This window comes from Microbacterium sp. SORGH_AS_0888 (assembly GCF_030818905.1).
Lineage (GTDB): Bacteria > Actinomycetota > Actinomycetes > Actinomycetales > Microbacteriaceae > Microbacterium.
Map to the genome: position 1 here is coordinate 2210430 of NZ_JAUTAZ010000001.1, position 24005 is coordinate 2234434.

Below are 24005 nucleotides of genomic sequence, written 5' to 3' on the forward strand. Positions count from 1 at the left end.
CAGGGTCAGTTGGAGGTGAAACCCACGAGCAGACCACCCGTGACCTTGACCGCGAGGTTGTAGATGCCGGCGATCACGGCGCCCATCACGGTGATCACGACCAGGTTCAGGATGGCGACGACAGCGGCGAACGCCATGACCTGCGGCAGCCCGACGAACTGCGACAGCGTCACGCTGCCGTCCGTGAACGAGCGGAACAGCTCGTCGGCCTTGCCCACGAGACCCGTCGCCGAGATGACCATGTAGATGAGGAAGTACGAGACCACCGTCACGACGGCGAGGGCGACGGCCGCGAGGAAGGACAGCTTCACGGCGGACCAGAAGTCGATGTAGACCAGCCGCAGGCGCACCTGCTTGGCGTTGGTCTTGCTGGTCGACTTCCGGGCAAGCTTGTCGGCCACCGTGCTCATACGTCAGTACCTTCCTGGCTCTCGGTCGCATCCGCGGCGGCGGCCTCCGCCTCCTCCGCGAGTCCTCGCTCGCCGTTGCGCGCGAGGGCGATGATCCGATCGTCATCGTCGGGGCGGGCGAAAACGACGCCCATCGTGTCGCGGCCCTTTGCAGGCACCTCGGCGACGGCTGAGCGTACCACCTTGCCGCTGGCAAGAACCACCAAGACCTCGTCGTCGTCCGTGACGATCAAGCCACCCGCGAGCTCACCCCGGTCGTCGGTCAGCTTGGCGACCTTGATGCCGAGGCCGCCGCGTCCCTGGATGCGGTACTGGTCGACCTCGGTGCGCTTGGCGTAGCCGCCCTCCGTGACGACGAAGACGTATCCCGAATCGCGGACGACGGACGCCGAGAGCAGGCTGTCGCCCGGGCGGAACGACATCCCCTTCACGCCCTCCGTGGAACGCCCCATCGGCCGGAGCGAGTCGTCGGTCGCGGTGAAGCGCAGCGACATCCCCTGACGGCTGATGAGCAGCACGTCGTCGGACTCGTCCACCAGCAGCGCGCTCACGACCTCGTCGTCCTCACGGAGCTTGATCGCGATGACACCGCCCTGGCGGTTGGTGTCGTACTCGCTCAGGCGCGTCTTCTTCACGAGGCCGCTGCGAGTGGCGAGCACGAGGTACGTGGCGACCGTGTAGTCGCGGATGTCGAGGATCTGCGCGACCTGCTCGTCGGGCTGCAGCGCCAGCAGGTTCGCGACGTGCTGTCCCTTGGCGTCGCGCCCGGCCTCGGGAACCTCGTAGGCCTTCGAGCGGTACACCCGACCCTTGGTCGTGAAGAACAGCAGCCAGTGATGCGTCGTCGTCACGAAGAAGTGCTCCACGACGTCGTCCGCCCGCAGCTGGGCGCCCTTGACGCCCTTGCCGCCGCGGTGCTGCGACCGGTAGTTGTCGCTGCGCGTGCGCTTGATGTACCCGTCACGCGTGATGGTGACGACCATCTCCTCCTCGGGGATCAGGTCCTCGACCGACATGTCCCCGTCGTAGCCGAGCAGGATCTCGGTGCGGCGCTCGTCGCCGAACTTCGCCACGATCTCGGTCAGCTCGTCGCGCACGATGGTTCGCTGACGCAGCGGCGTCGCGAGGATGTCGTGGTAGTCGGCGATCTGGGCTTCGAGCTCTGTCGCCTCGTCGACGATCTTCTGACGCTCGAGGGCGGCAAGGCGTCGCAGCTGCATCGCGAGGATCGCGTCGGCCTGGACGTCGTCGATCTCGAGCAGCGCCTTGAGGCCCGTGCGGGCCTCGTCGACCGTGGGGGAGCGGCGGATCAGCGCGATGACCTCGTCGAGCGCGTCGAGCGCCTTGAGGTAGGCGCGCAGGATGTGCATGCGCTCCTCGGCCTTGCGGAGCCGGAACGCGGTGCGCCGCACGATGACGTCGATCTGGTGCGTGACCCAGTAGGTGATGAAGCCGTCGATCGGGAGTGTGCGGGGCACGCCGTCGACGATCGCGAGCATGTTCGCGCCGAAGTTCTCCTGCAGCTGCGTGTGCTTGTACAGATTGTTCAGCACGACCTTGGCGACCGCGTCCCGCTTGAGGACGACCACGAGCCGCTGGCCCGTGCGATCGCTCGTCTCGTCGCGGATGTCGGCGATCCCGGCGATCTTGCCGTCGCGGGCGAGGTCGCGGATCTTCACCGCGACGTTGTCGGGGTTCACCTGGTAGGGCAGCTCGGTGACCACGAGGCACGTGCGGCCCTGGATCTCCTCGATGTTGACGACGGCGCGCATCGTGATCGATCCGCGACCGGTGCGATAGGCCTCGAGGATGCCGCGGGTGCCGAGGATCTGCGCACCGGTGGGGAAGTCGGGCCCCTTGACCCGCTGGATCAGGGCCTCCTGCAGCTCCGCGTGCGTCGCCTCGGGGTGATCGAGCGCCCAGAGGGCGCCGTCGGCGACCTCACGGAGATTGTGCGGCGGGATGTTGGTCGCCATCCCGACCGCGATTCCCACCGAGCCGTTGACCAGGAGGTTCGGGAACCGCGACGGCAGGACGACGGGCTCCTGGGTCTGGCCGTCGTAATTGTCCTGGAAGTCGACGGTCTCCTCTTCGATGTCGCGCACCATCTCGAGCGCGAGCGGGGCCATCTTCGTCTCGGTGTACCGGGGGGCCGCGGCTCCCTGGTTCCCCGGCGACCCGAAGTTGCCCTGGCCGAGCGCCAGCGGGTAGCGCAGCGACCACGGCTGCACGAGGCGCACGAGCGCGTCGTAGATGGGGGCGTCACCATGCGGGTGGTACTGACCCATCACCTCGCCGACCACGCGTGCGCACTTCGAGAACGACTTGTCGGGACGATACCCGCCGTCGTACATGCCGTACACGACGCGCCGGTGCACGGGCTTGAGCCCGTCGCGCACGTCGGGCAGCGCGCGCCCGACGATCACGCTCATCGCGTAGTCGAGATAGCTCCGCTGCATCTCGGACTGCAGGTCGACCTGGTCGATCCTGCCGTGGTTGTGCTCGGGTGCCGCGTCGGGACGCTCGTCATCAGCCATGGATACTCAGTTCTCTCGTCTCGACGGGATCAGATGTCGAGGAAGCGCACGTCTTTGGCGTTGCGCTGGATGAAGTGACGGCGGGACTCGACGTCCTCGCCCATCAGCGTGGAGAAGATCTCGTCCGCCGCGGCCGCGTCGTCCAGGGTGACCTGGAGCAGGGTCCGCGTCGTCGGGTCCATCGTGGTCTCCCACAGCTCCTTGGCGTTCATCTCGCCCAGACCCTTGTATCGCTGGATCCCGTTGTCCTTGGGGATGCGCTTGCCCGCGGCGATCCCATCGGCCAGCAGCGCGTCGCGCTCACGATCGGAGTAGACGTACTCGTGCGGCGAGTTCGACCACTTCAGGCGGTAGAGCGGCGGCTGCGCCAGGTAGACGTAACCTGCCTCGATGAGCCCGCGCATGTAGCGGAAGAGGAGGGTCAGGAGGAGCGTCGTGATGTGCTGACCGTCGACGTCGGCATCCGCCATCAGGACGATCTTGTGGTACCGCGCCTTCTCGATCGAGAAGTCCTCGCCGATGCCGGTGCCGAAGGCCTGGATCATCGCCTGGATCTCGTTGTTGCCGAGCGCGCGGTCGAGGCGCGCGCGCTCGACGTTCAGGATCTTGCCGCGCAGCGCGAGGATCGCCTGTGTGTGCGGGTCGCGCCCCTGCACGGCGGAGCCGCCGGCCGAGTCGCCCTCCACGAGGAAGATCTCGCTGATCGAGGGGTCCTTGCTCGTGCAGTCCTTCAGCTTGTCGGGCATGGACGCCGACTCGAAGACGCTCTTGCGGCGGGCCGTCTCACGCGCCTTGCGGGCCGCCATGCGGGCCGTCGCCGCATCGATCGCCTTGCGGATCACGTTCTTGGCCTGCGCGGGGTTGCGGTCGAACCAGTCACCGAGCTGATCGCCCACGACTTTCTGGACGAACGCCTTGGCCTCGGTGTTGCCGAGCTTCGTCTTGGTCTGGCCCTCGAACTGGGGCTCGGAGAGCTTGACCGAGATGACGGCGGTGAGACCCTCGCGCACGTCCTCGCCGGAGAGGTTGTCGTCCTTCTCCTTCAGGAGGTTGTTCGCGCGGGCGTACTTGTTGACGAGGGTCGTCAGGGCCGCCCGGAACCCCTCCTCGTGCGTGCCGCCCTCGTGCGTGTTGATGACGTTCGCGTAGGTGAAGACGTTCTCCGTGTAGGACGTCGTCCACTGCATCGCGATCTCGACGGAGATCTTGCGGACCGAGTCCTCGGCCTCGAAGTCGATGATGTCGGGGTGCACCGACTCGGCTCTGCGCCCCTTGCTGAGGTACTCGACATAGTCCACGAGCCCGCGCTCGTAGAGGAACCGGTCCGCGGGCTGACGCAGCTCCGGCTTGCCGTCGACGTCCTCCTCGGAGGCCGAGTCGGGGCGCTCGTCGCGGACGGCGATCGTCAGCCCCTTGTTGAGGAAGGCCATCTGCTGGAACCGTGTGCGCAGGGTGTCGTAGTCGAAGTCGATGGTCTCGAAGATGGTCGGGTCCGGCCAGAACGTGATGACCGTTCCGGTCTCGTCGGTCTCCTCGCCGCGCTCGAGCGGGCCCGCGGGCACGCCGCCGTCGCGGAAGGACTGGCGCCAGACGTGACCCTGCCGGCGGATCTCGACCTCGAGCCGGCGCGAGAGCGCGTTGACGACCGAGGACCCGACGCCGTGCAGGCCACCCGAGACGGCGTAGCCGCCACCGCCGAACTTCCCGCCCGCGTGGAGCACCGTCAGCACGACCTCCACGGTCGACTTGCGCGGGTCTGAGGCGTGCGGGTCGACGGGGATGCCGCGGCCGTTGTCGACGACGCGCACGGCGCCGTCGGCGAGGATCGTGACCTCGATCGTGTCGCAGTACCCGGCGAGCGCCTCGTCGACCGAGTTGTCGACGATCTCGTAGACCAGGTGGTGGAGGCCGCGGGGGCCGGTCGAGCCGATGTACATGCCGGGCCGCTTGCGGACCGCCTCGAGGCCTTCGAGCACCTGGATGGCGTCTGCCCCGTAGTCGCCCCGGGTGTCGGTGGGAGGTGTCGGTTCCGGAACGTCGGCGGGGATATCGTTCGTCATAGGTTTCGAGCGCTCCGGATCGGTAGACAGTTGACTACGAGTCTATCGCGCGGCGGATCGGCGCGGGGGCTTGTGCGCCCGTGTGGCGTGATGAAAGAGCTCGAGGCACCCACGGACGTGCGTCAGCCGTAGGTATCTCGCGGACCGCGCCCTGGAACGGCTCTGGTGCCCCATTTCCAGGAAGGGACGTCGGGCCCTACGAAGCGCACGTCCTCGACCCCCGCCTCGGAGAACCGCTCGCCGATCGTCGTCACGATGTGGGCGCGCATGAGCCGCAGCTGCTTCGCCCACGCCGTCGAGTCGCACCGCACGGTCAGCACGCCGCGCTCGAGCGAGACCGGATGGGTGTGCGCCGCCGTCTCGGCGCCGGCGACCTCGGCCCAGCGCCGCACGAGGTCCTCGCGCGAGAGCTCGTGCTCCCAGCCGACCTCCGTGGTCCAGCCCGAGAGCACCTCACCGAGCCCTCTGGGGTCGCGGCCCGCGGAGAACGGGGCGTTCTCGTCGTCATCGAGACGTCGCCGCCGGCGACGTGCCGTCGGGCGCGGTTCGAGTCCTCGCAGTCGGAGATACGTCGCCAGCGTCTCGGGGATCTCGTCACTCATCGCCGACCCCCTTGATCGTCCCGGCTTCGACGCGGACCATGCGGCCGCGGAGTCCGGCGGGGATGTCAGCCTCCACCGCAGCCGTGACGATCACCTGCTCGAAGCCGCCCACGAGCTCGCCCAGCCGGGAACGACGGTCGGCGTCGAGCTCGGCGAAGACGTCGTCGAGGATCACGATCGGATCGCCGAGCATCGACTCGGCTCGCAGCAGCTCGGCGGACGCCAGTCGAAGCGCGAGCGCGACCGACCACGACTCGCCGTGCGACGCGTAGCCCTTCACCGGGAGCCCGCGGATCCGCAGGACCAGGTCGTCGCGGTGCGGCCCGACGAGCGTCAGCCCCCGGTCGAGCTCGGCGCCGCGGCGCAGCGCGAGGGCGGAGCGGAACTGCGCGGCCGTGTCGCCCAGCGCACGCGAGGGGGAGTCCGCATCCGCCCCTTCCTCGGGGTCGCCGCCGGAGATCGAGGTCGCCCACTCGAGCTCGGGCTGGTGATCGGCCCCCGCGATCGCCGCATACGCCTGCGAGACCGGTGCACGGAGATCGGCGGTGAGCGCCGCGCGCGCGTCGATGATCTGAGCCCCGAGGGTCACGAGCTTGTCGTCCCACACATCCAGTGTCGAGAGCGCATCGCCCCGTACGCCGCGGGATCGCGCCGACTTCAGGAGCGCGGTGCGTTGCCGGAGCACGCGGTCGTAGTCGCCGAGCACCCCCGCCATGCGGGGAAGGCGCTGCACGAGCAGCTGATCGACGAACCGGCGGCGCGATGTCGGGTCACCGCGCACGATCTGGAGGTCTTCCGGCGCGAACAGCACGACCTGCGCATACCGGGGAAGCTCCGAGGTGCGCACCGGCGATCCGCCGACCCGGGCCTTGTTCGCGCCCTGGCGGGCGATCTGGACCTCCAGCGTCACGCGACGCTCGCCGTGTGCGAGCCGGGCGCGGACGAAAGCAGCGTCCGCACCGGCCCGGACGAGCGGAGCATCCGCGGACACGCGATGCGATCCGAGTGTCGCGAGGAACGCGATCGCCTCTGCGAGATTCGTCTTGCCTTGACCGTTGCGGCCGACGAAGAGGTTGGAGCCGGCGACGAGGGCGACATCCGCGGAGACGTAGTTGCGGAAGTCGACGAGACTCAGCTGCTCCACGATCACCGGGGAAGCCTACCCGCGGGCCCCGACGTCAGCGCAGCAGGAGGTTGGGCTGCAGCAGGTACTTGAACGTGTCCTCGCCGCCCTTGTCGACCGACGTCTGCGGCGTGACCAGGATCGGGCTCAGCTTGTTCGCGTTGTCGCTGGAGGTGAACGTGATCCGCGTGAACTCGCTGCGCACGGCCGCGAGCGCCTCGAGCAGGTACTGCGGGTTGAGCCCGAGCGTGACCTCCTCGCCCGTCAGCGTCGCGTCGACCTGCTCGGTCGCCCGGGCCTGCTCCGTGCCGGATGCCTCCATCGCGACGCCGTCGGCGCCGAAGGTGAAGCGCAGCGGCGCCGATCGGTCCAGCACGAGCGCGACGCGACGCACGGCCTCGACCAGCTCGGCCGTGTTCACGACGGCGTGGTGGTCGGTCTGCTCCGGGAACAGTCGGCGCACGGGCGGGAAGTTCCCCTTGATGAGCAGCGATGTGACGGTCTTGTTGCCCGAGGTGAAGGCGATGATCTCGCGGTCCCCGGAGCCGGAGAAGGACACCGTGATGTTCTCCCCGTGCGAGAAGGTCTTCCCGACCTCCTGCAGCGTGCGTGCCGGGACGAGCGCGGTGGCCTCCTCGGTCGAGGAGCTGCCGCCGTCCCAGGGGACGTCGCGCAGCGCGACCCGGTAGCGGTCGGTCGCGACCAGGCTGAGACGGGTTCCGGAGACCTCCAGCTGGACGCCGGTGAGCACGGGGGTGACGTCGTCGCGGGACGCCGCGAACGCGACCTGCGCGATCGCAGTGGCGAACAGCTCCGCGGGGACGAGACCGGACTCGCCGGACACCTCGGGGATCGCGGGATACTCCTGCACCGGCATCGATGCGAGGGTGAAGCGCGCGGACCCGCACGTGAGGAGGATCCCGTCGTCATCGACGGCGATCTCCACGGGGGCGTTGGGCAGGCGGCTCGCGATGTCCGACAGCAGCCGGCCGTGCACGAGGATCGTGCCGGGCTCGTCGACCGTCGCGTCGATCGTGGTGCGCGCCGACGCCTCGTAGTCGAAGGCCGACAGGGAGAGCCCGGCATCCGTCGCCTCGATGAGCACGCCCGCCAGGATCGGCTGCGGGTTGCGCTGCGGGAGCAGTTTCACGACGAAAGAGACCGCTTCGCTGAACACATCGCGGTTGACCTGGAATCTCACGGACTCTCCCTCGTCATCGGGTTGGGAGCTCCCATGCTAGCCGGGCGCGGCGTCGCGGCGCAGCGAGGGGGCTCGGCCGCTCAAGGTGATCGAGCGAGCTTCTCCTAGAGAGAGGTCTGTCATGGTGTTAACGGCTGTGGGAACTGTGGATAAGTCGGCGGATCGCTCTCGTGGCAACGGAACTACATCCGTGTGAGATGTGGAGCGGCTGCGGAGAGACGGCGGATGCGCCACTGTTCGGTCCGCTGCGGTTCGGCGCCGATTCCACAGGCTGGCCCCGTTCGTTCACACGTTTGGGCCCGCGATCAACAGTTATCCACAAGTTGTCCACATTGTGCAGAAGCGCATGATGCGGCCGCGCGCGCCGCGTGTCAAGTCGGTGCTTCACACTCGCGCGAGGGAGGCTCAGCGGCCGACGCGTCCCAGCTGTGAGGTGATCTCGGTGACCTGGTTGTAGATCGAGCGGCGCTCCTTCATGAGGTCGCTGATCTTCTTGTAGGCGTACATCACCGTCGTATGGTCGCGGTTGCCGAACAGCTGTCCGATCTTGGGCAGCGAGAGGTTCGTTCGCTCCCGGCAGAGGTACATCGCGATCTGCCGTGCGATCGCGACGGCCTGCGACCTGCTCGATCCGTACAGGTCGTCGACGGACAGCTTGAAGTACTGCGCGGTGGCCGCGATGATGTCGGTCGGCGAGACGACGTTCGTGTCGTCCTGGTCGACGATGTCGCGCAGCACGGTCTGCGCGAGCGAGATGTCGAGCGCCGAGCGATTGAGGCTCGCGAACGCAGACACGCGGATGAGGGCGCCCTCGAGCTCGCGGATGTTGCTGGAGACGACGCTCGCGATGTACTCGAGCACTTCGTCGGGGATCTGCAGGCGCTCGTTCTGGGCCTTCTTGCGAAGGATCGCGATGCGCGTCTCGAGGTCCGGGGCCTGTACGTCCGTGATGAGGCCCCACTCGAAGCGACTGCGCATGCGGTCCTCGAAGCCGGTCAGGTGCTTGGGCGGCACGTCGCTCGTGATGACGACCTGCTTGTCGTGGTCGTGCAGCTGGTTGAAGGTGTGGAAGAACGCCTCCTGGGTCTCGGCGCGACCCTGGAGGAACTGGATGTCGTCGATCAGCAGGATGTCGACCTCGCGGTACCGGGCCTGGAAGGCCGCGCCGCGGTTGTTCGCGATCGAGTTGATGAAGTCGTTCGTGAACTCCTCGCTCGAGACGTAACGCACCCGGACGCCCGGGTACATGCTCAGCGCGTAGTCGCCGATCGCATGGAGCAGGTGCGTCTTCCCCAGCCCCGAGTCGCCGTAGATGAACAGCGGGTTGTAGGCCTTCGCCGGCGCTTCGGCGACGGCGACCGCCGCGGCGTGTGCGAAGCGGTTGGACTGGCCGATCACGAAACGGTCGAAGGTGTACTTCGGGTTGAGCCGCGTGTCGGAGCGCAGCGGAGCGGCCGTGGGCGTCTCGACGGGCGGAGGGGGGGCGGCGGCGGCCTGCTCGCGACGAGGGGCCGAGGGCGCAGCCGGCTCCAGGACGTCTTCGACCTCCGGGTTGACCACGACGCGATAGGAGGTCACCGTCTCGTCACCCGAGTGGGCGAGGGCCTCGAGCAGAGGCACGCGCAGTCGCTTGTTCAGCTGGGCCGCGGTCAGCTCGTTGGGCACCTCGAGGTAGAGAGTGCCCGCCATCACGCCCTGCGCGACCGCCAGGCTCAGGAAGCCGTGCATCTGCGGCGAGACGCGGTCGTCGTCGGCGAGAAGTGCGAGGATCGAGTTCCAGACCGGGACGTCCGGGATCTCCTGCGTTGGCATCTCGCCTCTCGAGCGCTCTGTGGACGAAGATGTGCACTCACGTCCGAAACCTGTGGATAACTGCCCGTGACACGCTAGTCAGGCATCACTCTGAGGGCAAACTCCACTGTAAGCACCTGGGCGTGTCCGGCAGTCGCCGTGCACACTCATGTGGATAATTGCTCTTTGCGCTCATTTGAGTTCTGTGGACAGACGTCGTAGCCTTAGTCGGTTGACTTATGCCCTCGTGGCAGAACCGTCCCCCGCCGACGCCATGACAATGGCGCGGGCATCCGATCCGGAGTGATCCCATGAGCAAGCGCACGTTCCAGCCCAACAACCGCCGCCGCGCCAAGAAGCACGGCTTCCGCGCCCGCATGCGTACCCGTGCGGGACGTGCCATCCTCTCGGCACGTCGCGCAAAGGGCCGTACCGAACTCTCCGCCTGACGCCTCCGTGCTTCCGCGGGCGAACCGGTTGACCGACGGCGCCGATTATCGGGCCGTCGTTCGTCGGGGCGCCCGTTGCAGCGGTGCGCATGCCGTGGCCTACTCGGTCACGCACGCGTCGGACGGCGAGACCCGGTTCGGTTTCATCGTCAGCAAGCAGGTCGGCTCGGCCGTCGTGCGCAACACGGTGCGTCGCCGTCTCAAGGCGATCTGCGCGGAGGCGCTGCCCCAGCTCGCACCGGGGGCACAGGTCGTGATCAGGGCGCTACCCCGCTCCGCCGACGCGCCGTACCGCGACCTCCGCGACGATGTGTCGCGCTGTCTTCGACGGGTGGCCGCATGAGCACCGCGACGCTCCCCCGCTCCGCCGTCGGCGACGCCCGGTTCGATGCCGAGCACTGGATGCGCTCGATCCCCCTCGCGCCGCGGAACATCGTGCTCGCGGCACTTCACGGCTACCGCGCCACGATCTCGCACGCTTACGGCGACGTCTGCCGGTACTACCCGTCGTGCTCCGCGTACGCCGTGACCGCCGTCCAGCAGTACGGCGCGGTGAGAGGAGCGGCACGCGCGGCCGCTCGGATCGCGCGGTGTCACCCCTGGGCGGCCGGCGGCGTCGACGACGTGCCCGTGAACCAGAACTTCCGGTACGCACTGACCCCTCACGGGTTCGTCGTGCCGTCCCCACTCGGAAAGGACTGATCCTTGCTGGAGCTGCTTGCGGCAACCCCCTCCCCGTCTGCGGCCGGCGGGGGTGGTTTCGATCTGCTCGGAACCATCCTCTGGCCGCTCAAGTGGGTCGTCGAGCTCATCCTCGTCGTCTGGCACTGGCTGTTCACGAGCATGGGGATGGGCGCTGCCGACGGCATCACCTGGGTGCTCTCGATCGTCGGCCTCGTCATCGTCGTCCGTGCTGCCCTCATCCCGCTCTTCGTCAAGCAGATCAAGAGCCAGCGGAAGATGATGGAGATCGCGCCTCAGCTGCGCAAGATCCAGGAGAAGTACCGCGGCAAGAAGGATCAGCTGTCCCGCGAGGCGATGAGCCGCGAGACGATGGCGCTGTACAAGAAGAACGGCACCTCGCCGGTGTCGGGCTGCCTCCCGTTGCTCGTGCAGATGCCCATCTTCTTCTCGCTCTATTCGGTCCTGCATGACGTCGCCCAGCACGCGACGGCGGGCATCGGCGGTGTCGGTCTGCTCGACGCGGGTCTGACGGAGCAGTTCTACGAGGCCCGGCTGTTCGGTGTCGCCTCGCTCCACGAGACGCTCGCGAACTCGCTGCAGAACCACCAGGCCGGGTGGGAGGCGACCGTCGCCATCCTCGTGACGCTCGTGGTGCTCATGATCGGCTCGCAGTTCTACACGCAGCTGCAGATCATCTCGAAGAACCTGTCGCCCGAGGCGAAGACCGGCCAGGCGTATCAGATGCAGCGCATCATGCTCTTCATCATCCCGCTGGGAATGATCTTCTCGGGCGTGTTCTTCCCGCTCGGTGTCGTCGTCTACTGGTTCATCAGCAACCTGTGGACGATGGTGCAGCAGTTCATGGTCATCCGGAACATGCCGACGCCCGGCTCGGATGCGGCCAAGCAGCGGGAGGAGCGCCTCGCACGTCGTGGCAAGGCTCTCGACGCACAGGGCCGCGTCATCTCCATGGAGAAGTACGAGGCCGAGCAGCAGCGGTTGCTCGAGGAGGCCGAGCGCAAGCGCGAGGCAGCGCCCAAGCGTCAGCAGCCGGTCAGCAAGCAGCGTGCCAAGAAGCAGGGGACGAAGCAGCCCGGACAGACCAAGAACCCATCCGGCGGCGTAGCCGCCTCCGACCCGGGAGAGAACCGATGACCGACGCGCCCGACGTCGCCGACGCGCCCGTTTCGCTGGAGAGCCTCGAGCAGGAGGGCGACGCCGCCGCGGACTTCCTCGAGGGCCTGCTGGACATCGCCGACATCGGTGGCGATCTCGACCTGGACGTCCGCAACGGCCGCGCCTATGTGTCCGTGCAGTCCGTCGAGGACACGTCGCTCGATCGACTCTCCGACCCCGACACGGTCGCGGCACTGCAGGAGCTGACGCGACTGGCCGTCCAGAACCGCACGGGTCACTTCTCCCGCCTCATCCTCGACATCGCCGGTTCGCGCGACGCGCGTCGGCGTGAGCTGGAGCTGCTCGTGGATCGCGCGGCGGAGCGTCTCGAGGACGGCGCGTCCCAGGCCTCCCTGCCCGCGATGTCCAGCTACGAGCGCAAGCTCGTCCACGACATCGCGGCGGACCGTGGACTCGTGTCGGAGTCCTATGGCGAGGGGCCTCAGCGCCACACGGTCATCCGTCGCCCGTGATGGATGTTTCACGTGAAACATCCATCGAGCCGGAGCCGTCGTCGGCCGCGGTCGTCTTCGGGGCGGGGCTCGAACGGGCTCGCGCCTTCGCGGTCAACCTCGCGCGTGAGGGTGAGCTCCGCGGTCTGATCGGCCCTGACGAGCTCCCCCGGCTGTGGACTCGCCACCTGCTCAACAGTGCCGTCATCGCCCCGCTGTTCTCGGGTCGCGTGGCTGATGTGGGCTCGGGCGCGGGGCTTCCCGGTCTGGTGTGCGCCATTGCGCGACCGGATGTCGAGTGGACGCTGATCGAGCCGATGGAGCGGCGGACGGTGTGGCTCACCGAGCAGGTCGCCGAGCTCGAGCTGGAGAATGTCGACGTCGTCCGAGCACGCAGCGAGGACTGGAACGGTGGCGCGGTCTTCGACGCGGTCACTGCCCGCGCGGTCTCGGCGCTGCGTACACTGATCCCCCTCACGGCACCCTTGGTCCGCGACGGCGGTGAGCTCGTGCTGATGAAGGGCGTCGGGGCTTCGGCCGAGATCGAGAAGGCGGCGAAGCAGATCCGCGCCGCGCGACTCAGCGACGTCCGCGTCGAGATCGTCGGTGACGGCGTGATCTCGGAGCCGACGCGCGTCGTGCGCGCCGGTGTACGCCGGTGATGTTTCACGTGAAACATCGAGCGGTGCACGGAGTGCGAGCCGTCGAACGCACCGAGAGCTCTGTGCTCGGCGTGACACCACCGGCTCGTCGCACAGGTCGGATCGTTAGAGTGGATGCCGCGAACCGGGGCGGACGAGAGGAGTCGTGTTTCACGTGAAACATTCCGAGGAGTCGGCACTGACCGCATCCTTCGCAGATACCCCGCTCGCCCGCGAACTGGCCGATCTGAGCGCACGACGCCGTGCGCTCGAGGCGGTCTCGGTGACTCTGCCGGCGCAGACCCGCACGATCACGGTGTCCAATCAGAAGGGCGGCGTCGGCAAGACGACGTCGACCGTGAACCTCGCGGCCGCGCTCGCATCGGTCGGTGCGCGCGTGCTCGTGATCGACCTCGACCCGCAGGGCAACGCCTCCACGGCACTCGGAGTCCCCCACAGCGCCGACGTCCAGAGCATCTACGACGTCCTGATCGACGATCTTCCGCTCGCGGACATCGTCCAGGTCAGCCCGGAGTCGCCGAAGCTGCTCTGTGCGCCGAGCACGATCCACCTCGCAGGTGCCGAGATCGAGCTCGTCTCGCAGGTCGCGCGCGAGCACCGTCTCCGCCGTGCGCTGGAGGCCTACCTCGCGTCGACGCCCGAGCGCCCCGACGTCGTGCTGATCGACTGCCCGCCCTCGCTCGGCCTCCTCACCATCAATGCCTTCACCGCGGCGACCGAGGTCCTCATCCCGATCCAGTGCGAGTACTACGCTCTGGAAGGGCTCAGCCAGTTGCTCGGCAGTGTGCAGATGATCTGCAAGCACCTGAACCCGGACCTGCGCGTCTCGACGATCCTGCTGACCATGTACGACGCCCGCACGCGCCTCGCGCAGCAGGTCGCCGACGAGGTGCGCGATCACTTTCGTGATGAAGTCCTTCGGACGGTGATCCCCCGATCGGTGCGTGTGTCGGAGGCGCCGAGCTTCGGACAGACCGTGATCGCCTATGACGGGGGATCTGCGGGGGCGGTCGCGTATCGCGAGGCTGCGGTGGAGATGTTGGCGCGCGGTGCGGCGGCCGAGAACGGAAAGGAATCCTGATGGCGAAGCGGACCGGACTGGGACGGGGGATCGGTGCGCTGATCCCGACCTCGACCGACACGGCGGAGGCGCGACCCGTCGACGTCTTCTTCCCGGGCGCGGTGCAGCCGGTGTCCGTGGCGGAGGAGCTCGTCGAGGTTCCCGGCACCCGGCTCATCGAGGTCGACCCGCGCGAGGTGGTCCCCAATCCGCGACAGCCGCGGAAGGTCTTCGACGAGGCCGATCTCGCCGAGCTGGTGCACAGCGTGCGGGAGTTCGGTGTGCTCCAGCCGATCGTCGTGCGTCAGCGCGAGGACGGCGTCTACGAGCTCATCATGGGAGAGCGCCGTACTCGGGCGGCCCGCGAGGCGGGACTCGAGAAGATCCCCGCGATCCTTCGGGAGACGGCCGATGAGGATCTTCTCCGCGACGCGCTGTTGGAGAACCTCCACCGCTCGGAGCTGAACCCGCTCGAGGAGGCATCGGCGTACCAGCAGCTCCTGGAGGACTTCGGGATCACGCAGGAGGAGCTCGCGACGCGCATCGGACGCTCACGTCCGCAGATCTCCAACACGATCCGGCTGCTCCGTCTGCCCGTGCCGGTGCAGCAGCGGGTCGCCTCCGGGGTCCTCTCGGCCGGACACGCGCGCGCCATCCTCTCCCTCGTCGACGTGGAGAGCATGCAGCGGCTGGCCGACAAGATCGTCAACGAGGATCTGTCGGTCCGAGCGGCGGAGGCGGTCGCCAAGGGCGCCCCGGCGCCGAAGTCGCCCGCGCCCAAGGCGGGCGCCCGTCGCGCACACCTCGATGAGCTGGCACAGCGCCTCGGCGACCGTCTGAACACTCGGGTCAAGATCAGCCTAGGAGCGAGAAAAGGCCAGATCAACATAGATTTCGCGACAATTCAGGATCTCAACAGGATCCTTGCGGAGCTGGGCGAGGACGCCCTCGGTTCCTGAGCGACGCGTAGGCTGATCGGGTGACTCCGGACGACCGCATCCGCCGCCGTGCCAGCCTCGAGCTGTTGCGCGCCGAGGCGACCGACGAGCTCTCCGTGCTGATCGCCGAGCGGTTGCGCGCCGGGGAGGACCCCTGGGATTTCATGGAGGAACTGCCCTCGGTCGACGAGCTCGTCGTGTTCACACTGCGCGCCGAGAACATCGCGGAGGCGGGTGGCGGCAAGCCGACCGCGGCGCGCCACTATCGTGTGCTGCGTCAGATCGCGCTGGACTATCCGCCGCTGACGACCGCGGTGTGGCGACTGCTCGGTGAGACGAACACGCATCGACGGTGGGATGCGACGGTGCGCTCCGAGGCTTCCTGACCCGCGACATCCCATCACCGGATCAGGCCATACGGCGAGGACAGGAGACCATCGCCCACAAACGTCCTGAATCGGCGAGATGGCCTGATCCGGATGTCGCAGAACACGACGAAGCCCGCCCCCGAGGGGAGCGGGCTTCGTCGGAGCGGTCTCAGCCGAGGTAGGGCGCGAGATCCTGCTCGAGCGCGAACTTCGGCTTGGCGCCGATGATCGTGGTCTTGACCTCGCCGCCCTGGAACACCTTCATCGCCGGGATAGAGGTGATCTGGTACTTCATCGCCAGGTCGGGGTTCTCATCGACGTTGAGCTTGAGGATCGTGATCTTTCCGGCGTTCTCGGACTGGATCTCGTCGAGGACCGGAGCGACCATGCGACACGGGCCGCACCATGCCGCCCAGAAGTCGACGAGCACGGGACCCTCGGCCTCGAGCACGTCCTCCGTCCACGTGTTCGAGCTGGTTGCCTTGGCGGTCATGGGTTTCTCCTTAGATGGGACATCTGTGTTGTGGTGAACGTGCGGCATGGCGGCCTTGTTCCCGTCAGACGGCGGGCAGGCCTTCGATCTGATCGGCGGTGGCGTCCGGAACGCCCGCCTCGCCCAGACCGGCGAGGTAGTGCTCGACGTCGAGGGCCGCGACCGTGCCGCTGCCCGCCGCCGTCACCGCCTGACGGTAGGTGGGGTCGATGACGTCGCCGGCCGCGAAGACGCCCGGCACCGACGTGCGCGACGAGCGCCCGTCGACCCAGACCGTGCCCTCCGCGGTCAGGTCGAGCTTGCCGTGCACGAGGTGCGTGCGCGGGTCGTTGCCGATCGCGACGAACACGCCGTCGAGGGTCAGCTCGCGGCGGGATCCGTCGACGGTGTCCTCCAGCACGACGCCCGTCACGGCGTCCTCGCCGACGATGTCGACGATCGCGCTGTTCCAGACGAGCTCGATCTTGTCGTTCGCGAAGGCGCGCTCCTGCATGATCTTGGAGGCGCGCAGCTCGTCGCGGCGGTGGATGAGGTACACCTTGGAGGCGAACTTGGTGAGGAAGGTGGCCTCCTCCAACGCCGAGTCGCCGCCGCCGACGACCGCGATCGTGCGCTCACGGAAGAAGAAGCCGTCGCAGGTCGCGCAGTACGAGACGCCCCGCCCGGAGAGCCGCGACTCGCCCTCGATCCCGAGCTTGCGCGGTGCGGAGCCGGTCGCGTAGACGAGCGCGTCCGCGCTGTGCTCCGCGCCGCTGCCGAGCACGACCTTCTTCGCCGGGCCGTCGAGGTCGACGGACACGACGTCGTCGTAGACGATCTCGGCGCCGAAGCGCTCGGCCTGCTGCTGCATCTTCGTCATGAGGTCCGGGCCCATGATGCCCTCGGGGAAGCCGGGGAAGTTCTCGACCTCGGTGGTGTTCATCAGCTCGCCGCCGGCCTCGACGGAGCTCGCGATGACGAGCGGGTTGAGGTTGGCCCGCGCCGCGTAGATGGCGGCGGTGTAGCCCGCGGGGCCCGAGCCGATGATGATGAGCTGTCGCACGTGGTTCTCCTTGTCCGAGATGCTCAACACATGCTAGTCGCGGCGCATTCCGCGACCATGAGCGGTTTCGTCACGCGGAACCGCTCACCGGCGGAGGAGGACACGGCGAACCACCGCGATCGCGGGACCGAGCTCGGGTGCGCGGAGAGCCAGGAGGGCCCCGAGGTACACGACGCCGACGGCCGCGCCGATGACGGCGGCACCCGCGGCGCCGTTGATCTTCTCGGCCGCCATCCAGCCCGCATCCCCGCCCGACCACGTGTAGACGAGCCAGCCGACGATCGCCGCCGGGATCGCGGCGAGAACGTAGCGGCCGAGCGACACGAGCCACTGCGCCGCGTGGATGCCGCCGATCCGCCGATGGAGCAGGAGGGCCGCGACGACGAGCTGCGTGAGGCTCGCGAGCGACTGACCGAGCGCGATTCCGGCCGCGAGGTGCTCGGGCGGCAGCGTCGCCGAGGCGATCCAGGCCGTTCCCACCACGAGGGCTCCCTGGAGCACGGTGAACAGGAACGGCGTCCTCGTGTCGTCATAGGCGTAGAACGTGCGTTGGATGATGAAGATGACGCCCAGCGGCACGAGCCCCACGAGATAGGCGAGGAGCACGGGGGCCGCGCCGACCGCATCCCCCGTCGAGTTCACGAACACGCGCGTGGCGGGGACGGCGGCGACCACGAGCGCCACGGCGGCCGCGACGACGAACAGGCCCATGAGGCGGATGCTGCCGAGGATGTCGCCGCGCACGGCCGCGGTGTCGCCGCGGGAGGCGTGCTCGCTCAGCTGCGTGAAGTAAGGCGTGCCGATCGAGAGCACGATGACCGAGTACGGGAGCATCAGCACGAGCCACGCGTTCTGCATGACCGCGACCGAGGAGCCGGTACCGGACGCCTCGGTGACGAGCCGTGTCTGCACGAGCCCGGCGATCTCGCTCACGATGACCATGAGCGCGGTCCAGCCGGCGAGCCGCGCCATCATGCGGAATCCGAGACCGCGCCAGTGGAAGTCGGGGCGGATGCGGAGCCCCGTGCGCCGCCAGAACAGGACGAGCACCAGCGCCTGCAGGGCGATCCCCGCCGTCGCCGTGCCGCCGAGCAGCGCGATCATCTCCGGCGTCCACTGTGAGACGTCCGTGAGGTCCGTGCCGAACACGACCATGAGGGCGACGAAGCCCACGATGGACACGATGTTGTTGACGACGGGCGCCCAGGTGAAGGGACCGAAGATCCGCCGTGCGTTGAGCGCCTCGCCCAGCAGCGCGTAGAGGCCGTAGAAGAGGAGCTGCGGCAGGCACCAGTAGGCGAACGCCGTGGCGAGTGCGTGCTGCTCCGGTGTCCACGTGCTGGACGCGATGACCGAGATCAGCAGCGGTGCGCACAGCGTCGCGATCAGCGTGACGACCACGAGCATGACGGTGCTGGCGGTGAACAGTGCCGACAGGAAGCGCCTGCCGCCGTCCTCGCGCGCGGACTCGCGCACGATCTGCGGCACGATGACCGCCGTCAGCACGCCCGCCGAGATGATCGCGTAGATGCTGTTGGGCAGCTGGTTGGCGATCATGAACGCGTCGCCGACGCGGGACGCCTGCGAGCCGATCACCCCCACCAGCACGATCGACCGGATGAGGCCGGTGATGCGCGAGACGAGCGTCCCCGCGCCGAGCACGACGCTGGCGCGCCCGAGACCGCTCACGGAGTGTCCTCGCCGTCGATGGGGCGGTCGGCGGCGGCACGCCGACGGCGGCGGACCGTGCGCACGACGCCCGCGGTGAGGAAGCCCGCGACGAGGACGGCGAGCAGGACGAGCCCGTACTTCTCCCAGTCGGCGCGGACGTTGACATCCATGTGCTGCGCGGTGCCGATCGGAACGCCGGCGGGGCTGCGCAGGCTCAGGCCGATCCGGACCTCGCCGTTGGCGATGCGGGCGCGGACCGGCACCTTCGCCGACGTGTTGCTCGCGCCCGCCGAGGTGGCCGCGGACGCGGTGATCGGGGTCTCGCGCTCGACCGCGAGGCGCAGGCTGTCGGGGGCGGAGACGAGCACGACGTTGACGGGATACGGCAGCTCGTTGTGGATCCACACCGGCAGTGTCGCGTCCGCGCTCAGCAGGTTGACGGATGTCGGCTGGACGATCGCGACCGACGCCAGGGTCTGCGCGGTCTTCTGCGCGTGGTCGGAGAGCGCCTGACGCCACGCGTCGGGCTGCGAGAGCCAGGCAGATCCCAGCAGCTGCAGCGCGGTGGCGCGTTCCGCGCCCGTCAGCAGGCTCGGATCCTCGAGGACCGTGGCGAAGGCGCCGATCTGGTCCGAGGCGGCCTGCAGCGCGTGGACGGCATCGATCCGGTCCGCGGCGACCGTTCCATCGGTGGGGGTGAGGGTCTGCGCTGGTGCCGCCGCGAGCGCGGCCAGATCGATCGGCGTGACGCCGGCGGTTGCCAGGACATCGGTGATCGCCGCACGCAGCCCCGCGCGCGTGGGCGCGGAGGGACGGTCGACGACCACCAGCAGCGGGTTGCCGGCTGCCGAGGCCGTCGCCAACGCGAGCGTTCCGGCCGCCGTGGCGAGCGCGTTCCCGCGGGTCGCGGCATCCGTCGCCTCCGCCGCGTCGCGCAGCGCCGCCGAGATCGCCGAGTCGTAGACGAGCACGTCGGCACCCGCCGCCGTCACGCCGCGGGCGATCACGGTCGACTCGCCGCCGCCGGCCGCCGTCCCGGCGGAGGGCACGAGGGTGAGGGCGCCCGGTGCGGCTCGGGAGAGCGTGTCGACGGCCGCCGCCGAGGAGCTCCCGGTGACGGGCCAGTAGACGTTCGGCACCGCCGTCCCGATGTCGAGCAGTGTTGCGAGGTCGGGCACGGCGGCCGTCGGGGTGGTCGGCGTCGCGCTCGGCGCGGGCGTGGGCTCGGCGCGGAAGTTCGCGGGGTCGAGCGCCGAGGTGAGCGCGGTGGGCTGCAGCGGAGTGGGAAGGCCCGCCGCCAGCTGGGCGGAGACATCCGCATCGCCGAACTGGAGCGCGAAGCGGGAGTTGGGCAGCGACTCCAGCCGAGCGAGCCAGGCGGACGCGGAGGGAGGCGCCGTGGAGCCGAGCGCGCGGATCGCGGCGGGGATCGCCGGATCGATCGCGAGGATCGCCGGTGTGCCGCTGACGGCGTCGAGCTGCGCCGTCAGCTCCCCGTCGGCGGCGGTGAGCTCCGCGAGACGGCTCGCTGGCAGGAGCCCGGTCGTGAGCGCGTCGGCGGTGATGGGCACGATGACCCCGACCGCCGCGGGCGTGCCGGCGGGGACGACCACGACGCTGCGGGCGGAGAGCCCGCCGGCGGTCGCGGAGAGCGCGTACACGCCGGCAGCGCGTCCCGCGAGCGATGCGTCGTCGCCGGCCACCACGAAGGAGGCCGAGCTGGTGGCGCCCGCCGCCGCGGGCGCGAGCTCGGCCGTGGCGACGGGCGCGCTCGCCGGTGCCGTGCCGCCGCCGAGCCAGTCCTGCAGCGCAGCGCGGTCGGCCAGCGGCGCTGTCCCGAGCGACAGGCTCGCGGTGCCGCCGCCGATGCCGCCGCCCGTGCCGTTGGTCACGGTCAGCGTGGCCGTCAACGACGCGCCGGCCGGCACCACGCCGTTGCCGACCGGGGACAGGGTCGCCGTCACCTCGCCGCTCGGGGTGGCGCTCGGTGACGGCGTCGCGGCCGCGATGGCCGCGGTCGCCATCGCGGGACCGGCCAGCAGGGCGACCGTCGCGACGATCGCCAGAGCGCCTCGCCGGAGGCGCGTCGCGATTGTGCCCGCGTGGGCTGAGGTCGGGCTCATGCTGGTGGGAGTGGCGCGCGATGTGCGGGCGCGCTGCGAGAGATTCTACGGTGACGCCGCTGTGGGCCCGGTGAGGCGCGGCGTCGCGTCGACCGACGGTTGAATGGAGCCGTGGACCTTACCGCCGCCCCGCTCCTCGCCGCCGCGCTGACCGGCTACACGACCTCCGCGCTCGCGCGGCTGTGGGGGCCCGCCGCGGATGCCGCCCTCCGCCGCGGGGATGCGGCACCGGCCCGACGGGCGCTCGCCCGCCGGGAGAGGGTGAGGCCGCCGTGGCACGCCTCCTCTTCTTCGGCGACCGGGTTCCGCGCGGGGCGCTGGGATGGGATGCGGCGACCCTGCGCGCGGCGGAGGAGCTCGGCATCCTGCGCGCGGTGGGCGAGGAGGTCGTGCCCGAGCTGGTCCTGCGTCCGCAGACCCTCGGTCCGGCGGGGGTCGACGGCTGGATCGTGAGCGATCGCGACGAGATGGCCGGGGTGTCGCCGTTGCGTGCGGATCATGTGCTCGGCGTGGGCGGTGCCGGACGTACGCTCACCTCGTTGCTGCCGCGTGCCGGATCCGGGCTCGCGCTCGATCTCGGCTGCGGGTGCGGGATCATCGCCCTCGAGCTGCGCCTGCGCGGGTACCGCGTCGTCGCGACCGACGTGTCGGAACGCGCGCTGCGGATCACGGCGGTCAACGTCGCCCTCAACGGGCTGGACGGCGTCGAGACGCGGCACGGGAGCCTGTACGATCCCGTCGCCGATGAGCGGTTCGCGCTCATCGCGTCCAACCCGCCGTTCGTGGTCACTCCGCGACGCGCGGGCGTGACGCGCTACGAGTACCGCGACGGGGGCCGCTCCGGCGACGCGCTCATGGCCGAGGTCGTGGCGGGGCTCGCGGGGCATCTCGCCCCCGGTGGACAGGCGCGCGTGCTCGGCAACTGGGAGGGCGCCGCCGACCGCGTCGCCGGGTGGGCGTCCGGGGTGGGCACGTGGGTCGTCGAGCGGGAACGGATGGATCCGGCCGCCTACGCGCACCTGTGGATCCGCGACGGCGGCACCCTGCCGGGAAGCGCGGAGTACGACGACCTCCTCGCCGCCTGGCTCGACGACTTCGAGGACCGAGGAGTGTCGGAGCTCGGGATGGGGTGGGTCATCGTGACGGCATCGGACCCGGCACTGCGGCGCGTCGAGGCGGTGGGGCAGCAGGTCGGATCCGAGTGGCTCGGCGCCCACGTGGCCGCCGCGCTCGCGGTGCACGAGGGGCTCGAGCGGATGGATGACGTCGCACTCGCGGCATCCGCGTGCCGGGTGGCGCCGGACGTCACCGAGGCCCGGCACCATGTGCCCGGGGAGGAGGCGCCGTCGGTCATCGAGCTGCGCCAGGGCGGCGGGCTCGGGCGCACGGTCGCGGTCGATCCCGCGCTGGCGGCCGTCGTGGGCGCCTGTGACGGCGACCTGCCGCTCGGGGCCCTCATCGACGCCGTGGCGGATCTGCTCGAGGTCGGTGCGGCCGAGCTCCGGGCGGACATCCTCCCGCGCGTGCGCGAGCTGCTGTTCTGCGGCTTCCTCACGCTCGACTGAGCGGGGGCGTCCGTCGCCGCCGCTGATGTGCCCTCGCGCGGGCCGGATAGGCTCGAATCCGTGATCGACATGGCAGCGGGAGTGGCGCGACTGGGTGCGCTGGCGGCATCCCCCGTCGTCGAGACGCTCGGCCGGGCGTTCGCGGACGCAGGCCACGAGCTCGCGATCGTCGGCGGTCCCGTGCGTGACGCGCTGCGCGGCGTCGGCGCCCACGACCTCGACTTCACGACGGACGCGCGGCCCGACGACATCCTCGCGATCGTCACGCCGATCAGCTCCACGCAGTGGGACATCGGACGCGCGTTCGGGACGATCGGCGCGCGTGTGCGCGGCGAACAGGTCGAGATCACGACGTACCGGGCCGACAGCTACGACGGCGCGACGCGCAAGCCCACGGTCTCGTTCGGCGACAAGCTGGAAGAAGACCTGGTCAGAAGAGACTTCACCGTCAACTCCATGGCGCTGCGGATCCCCGGTCCGACCCTCGTCGACCCGACCGGCGGCGTCGAGGACCTCGTGCGGGGGGTGCTGCGCACCCCGGCCGAGCCCGCGATCAGCTTCGGCGACGACCCGCTGCGGATGCTGCGAGCCGCCCGGTTCGCCTCCCAGCTCGGGTTCGAGGTCGACCCGGATGCGCTCGCCGCCATGGCGGAGATGCGTGCGTCGCTGCGGATCGTGAGCCCGGAACGCGTGCAGGGCGAGCTCGTGCGACTGCTCGCGACCGATGATCCCGTGCGCGGACTCCGCCTGCTCGTGGAGACGGGACTCATCGACGAGTTCCTTCCCGAGATCCCCGCACTCCGGCTCGAGGTCGACGAGCACCACCACCACAAGGACGTCTACGAGCACTCGCTGACGGTGGTCCGACAGGCGATCGAGCTCGAACAGCGCCGGAACCCGGGCGCCGAGCCCGACGTCGCGCTGCGGCTCGCGGCGCTGCTGCACGACATCGGCAAGCCGGCGACCCGCCGCCTCGAGCCCGGGGGCGCCGTCACCTTCCACCACCACGACATCAAGGGTGCGCGGATGGCGCGCAAGCGCCTGCGCGAGCTGAGGTTCGATGCGGCCACGACGGATGCGGTCTGCCGCCTGATCGAGCTGCACCTGCGTTTCTTCGGCTATGCCGAGGGGGCGTGGACCGACTCGGCCGTGCGTCGATACGTGCGCGACGCCGGCGACGAGCTCGAGCGGCGGATGCACATCCTGACGCGGGCCGACGTCACGACGCGCAACAAGCGCAAGGCCGCCCGCCTCGCCGCCGCCTACGACGACATCGAACGCCGGATCGCGGAGCTCGCCGAGCAGGAGCAGCTCGATGCGCTGCGGCCCGAGCTCGATGGCAACCGCATCCAGGAGATCCTCGGGATCCCGCCCGGGCGCGAGGTCGGCGAGGCCTACCGGTTCCTCATGGACCTGCGGCTGGACGAGGGTGTGATCGGCCCCGAGGCCGCCGAGGAGCGCCTGCGCGCCTGGTGGGCTGCGCGCTCCTGACCGCGGCGGCGCATCGCCTCGACCGTGACGCGCGCCGGCCGCTGCCGGAGAGGACCGGGACGAGCGCTGCTCGCAGACCCCTGCCGGGAACCGTGCGCGGCACCTAC

The 24005-nt window shown here is 69.6% G+C and carries 22 protein-coding genes; 11 read left to right on the forward strand and 11 right to left on the reverse strand.

Annotation, left to right across the window (positions count from 1 at the left end):
- Positions 1 to 5: 5 nt before the first annotated feature.
- The 7 genes from QE381_RS10720 to dnaA form a co-directional block, all read right to left on the reverse strand.
- Positions 6 to 410, reverse strand: coding sequence for a DUF3566 domain-containing protein (locus QE381_RS10720; RefSeq protein WP_307218025.1), 405 nt, complete (start codon positions 408 to 410; stop codon positions 6 to 8).
- The gene (gene gyrA / locus QE381_RS10725; protein ID WP_307218027.1) at positions 407 to 2947 is read right to left on the reverse strand and encodes a DNA gyrase subunit A; all 2541 of its coding nucleotides are present in this window, start codon (positions 2945 to 2947) and stop codon (positions 407 to 409) included. Before gyrA ends, QE381_RS10720 begins: the two co-directional genes overlap by 4 nt.
- Positions 2948 to 2976: 29 nt before the next feature.
- Positions 2977 to 5007 (reverse strand): DNA topoisomerase (ATP-hydrolyzing) subunit B, encoded by a 2031-nt coding sequence (gene gyrB, locus QE381_RS10730; protein WP_307218029.1) that lies wholly within the window; start codon positions 5005 to 5007, stop codon positions 2977 to 2979.
- Between the two features lie 122 nt (positions 5008 to 5129).
- Positions 5130 to 5609, reverse strand: coding sequence for a DUF721 domain-containing protein (locus tag QE381_RS10735; protein ID WP_307218031.1), 480 nt, complete (start codon positions 5607 to 5609; stop codon positions 5130 to 5132).
- The gene (gene recF / locus QE381_RS10740; RefSeq protein WP_307218033.1) at positions 5602 to 6759 is read right to left on the reverse strand and encodes a DNA replication/repair protein RecF; all 1158 of its coding nucleotides are present in this window, start codon (positions 6757 to 6759) and stop codon (positions 5602 to 5604) included. The genes QE381_RS10735 and recF overlap by 8 nt, the downstream gene beginning before the upstream one ends.
- A gap of 28 nt (positions 6760 to 6787) precedes the next feature.
- Entirely contained in the window at positions 6788 to 7933 is a 1146-nt protein-coding gene (dnaN, locus tag QE381_RS10745; RefSeq protein ID WP_307218036.1) for a DNA polymerase III subunit beta, read from the reverse strand.
- Positions 7934 to 8338: 405 nt separating this feature from the next.
- Entirely contained in the window at positions 8339 to 9745 is a 1407-nt protein-coding gene (dnaA, locus tag QE381_RS10750; protein ID WP_307218038.1) for a chromosomal replication initiator protein DnaA, read from the reverse strand.
- A gap of 290 nt (positions 9746 to 10035) precedes the next feature.
- Here dnaA and rpmH point away from each other — a divergent pair, with 290 nt between their 5' ends.
- The 9 genes from rpmH (at position 10036) to QE381_RS10795 (ending at position 15531) form a co-directional block, all read left to right on the forward strand.
- Positions 10036 to 10173: a 50S ribosomal protein L34 gene (rpmH, locus tag QE381_RS10755; protein WP_022879826.1), complete on the forward strand. Its 138-nt coding sequence runs from the start codon at positions 10036 to 10038 to the stop codon at positions 10171 to 10173.
- A gap of 7 nt (positions 10174 to 10180) precedes the next feature.
- Positions 10181 to 10516, forward strand: coding sequence for a ribonuclease P protein component (gene rnpA / locus QE381_RS10760; protein ID WP_307218057.1), 336 nt, complete (start codon positions 10181 to 10183; stop codon positions 10514 to 10516).
- On the forward strand, positions 10513 to 10875 hold the full coding sequence (gene yidD, locus QE381_RS10765) for a membrane protein insertion efficiency factor YidD (RefSeq protein WP_307218058.1): 363 nt from the start codon (positions 10513 to 10515) through the stop codon (positions 10873 to 10875). Before rnpA ends, yidD begins: the two co-directional genes overlap by 4 nt.
- Before the next feature lie 3 nt (positions 10876 to 10878).
- Positions 10879 to 12012 carry a membrane protein insertase YidC gene (gene yidC, locus QE381_RS10770; RefSeq protein ID WP_373426935.1) on the forward strand — a complete coding sequence of 378 codons (1134 nt, stop codon included), beginning with the start codon at positions 10879 to 10881 and terminating at the stop codon, positions 12010 to 12012.
- The gene (locus QE381_RS10775; protein WP_307218060.1) at positions 12009 to 12506 is read left to right on the forward strand and encodes a R3H domain-containing nucleic acid-binding protein; all 498 of its coding nucleotides are present in this window, start codon (positions 12009 to 12011) and stop codon (positions 12504 to 12506) included. The genes yidC and QE381_RS10775 overlap by 4 nt, the downstream gene beginning before the upstream one ends.
- Positions 12506 to 13147, forward strand: coding sequence for a 16S rRNA (guanine(527)-N(7))-methyltransferase RsmG (rsmG, locus tag QE381_RS10780; RefSeq protein ID WP_307218062.1), 642 nt, complete (start codon positions 12506 to 12508; stop codon positions 13145 to 13147). Before QE381_RS10775 ends, rsmG begins: the two co-directional genes overlap by 1 nt.
- A 154-nt stretch (positions 13148 to 13301) precedes the next feature.
- Positions 13302 to 14228, forward strand: a complete 927-nt coding sequence (locus QE381_RS10785) for a ParA family protein (RefSeq protein WP_373426936.1) — start codon at positions 13302 to 13304, stop codon at positions 14226 to 14228.
- Complete coding sequence (locus QE381_RS10790) at positions 14228 to 15166, forward strand: ParB/RepB/Spo0J family partition protein (protein WP_307218066.1); 939 nt, start codon at positions 14228 to 14230, stop codon at positions 15164 to 15166. The genes QE381_RS10785 and QE381_RS10790 overlap by 1 nt, the downstream gene beginning before the upstream one ends.
- 20 nt (positions 15167 to 15186) lie before the next feature.
- Positions 15187 to 15531 (forward strand): tryptophan synthase subunit alpha, encoded by a 345-nt coding sequence (locus QE381_RS10795; protein WP_307218069.1) that lies wholly within the window; start codon positions 15187 to 15189, stop codon positions 15529 to 15531.
- Between the two features lie 151 nt (positions 15532 to 15682).
- On the opposite strand, the gene trxA is transcribed toward QE381_RS10795, so the two are convergent.
- The 4 genes from trxA to QE381_RS10815 form a co-directional block, all read right to left on the reverse strand.
- Positions 15683 to 16006 (reverse strand): thioredoxin, encoded by a 324-nt coding sequence (trxA, locus tag QE381_RS10800; RefSeq protein WP_307218070.1) that lies wholly within the window; start codon positions 16004 to 16006, stop codon positions 15683 to 15685.
- 64 nt (positions 16007 to 16070) lie between these two features.
- Entirely contained in the window at positions 16071 to 17048 is a 978-nt protein-coding gene (gene trxB / locus QE381_RS10805; protein WP_307218072.1) for a thioredoxin-disulfide reductase, read from the reverse strand.
- Between the two features lie 84 nt (positions 17049 to 17132).
- A complete protein-coding gene (gene murJ, locus QE381_RS10810; RefSeq protein ID WP_307218074.1) occupies positions 17133 to 18737 on the reverse strand; it encodes a murein biosynthesis integral membrane protein MurJ in 1605 nt (534 codons plus the stop codon).
- Positions 18734 to 20842 carry a DUF6049 family protein gene (locus QE381_RS10815; RefSeq protein WP_307218076.1) on the reverse strand — a complete coding sequence of 703 codons (2109 nt, stop codon included), beginning with the start codon at positions 20840 to 20842 and terminating at the stop codon, positions 18734 to 18736. Before QE381_RS10815 ends, murJ begins: the two co-directional genes overlap by 4 nt.
- A gap of 272 nt (positions 20843 to 21114) precedes the next feature.
- On the opposite strand from QE381_RS10815, the gene QE381_RS10820 reads away from it, so the two are divergent.
- Positions 21115 to 22407 (forward strand): methyltransferase, encoded by a 1293-nt coding sequence (locus QE381_RS10820; protein WP_307218078.1) that lies wholly within the window; start codon positions 21115 to 21117, stop codon positions 22405 to 22407.
- Between the two features lie 60 nt (positions 22408 to 22467).
- Positions 22468 to 23898, forward strand: coding sequence for a CCA tRNA nucleotidyltransferase (locus QE381_RS10825; RefSeq protein WP_307218080.1), 1431 nt, complete (start codon positions 22468 to 22470; stop codon positions 23896 to 23898).
- Positions 23899 to 24005: the final 107 nt, after the last annotated feature.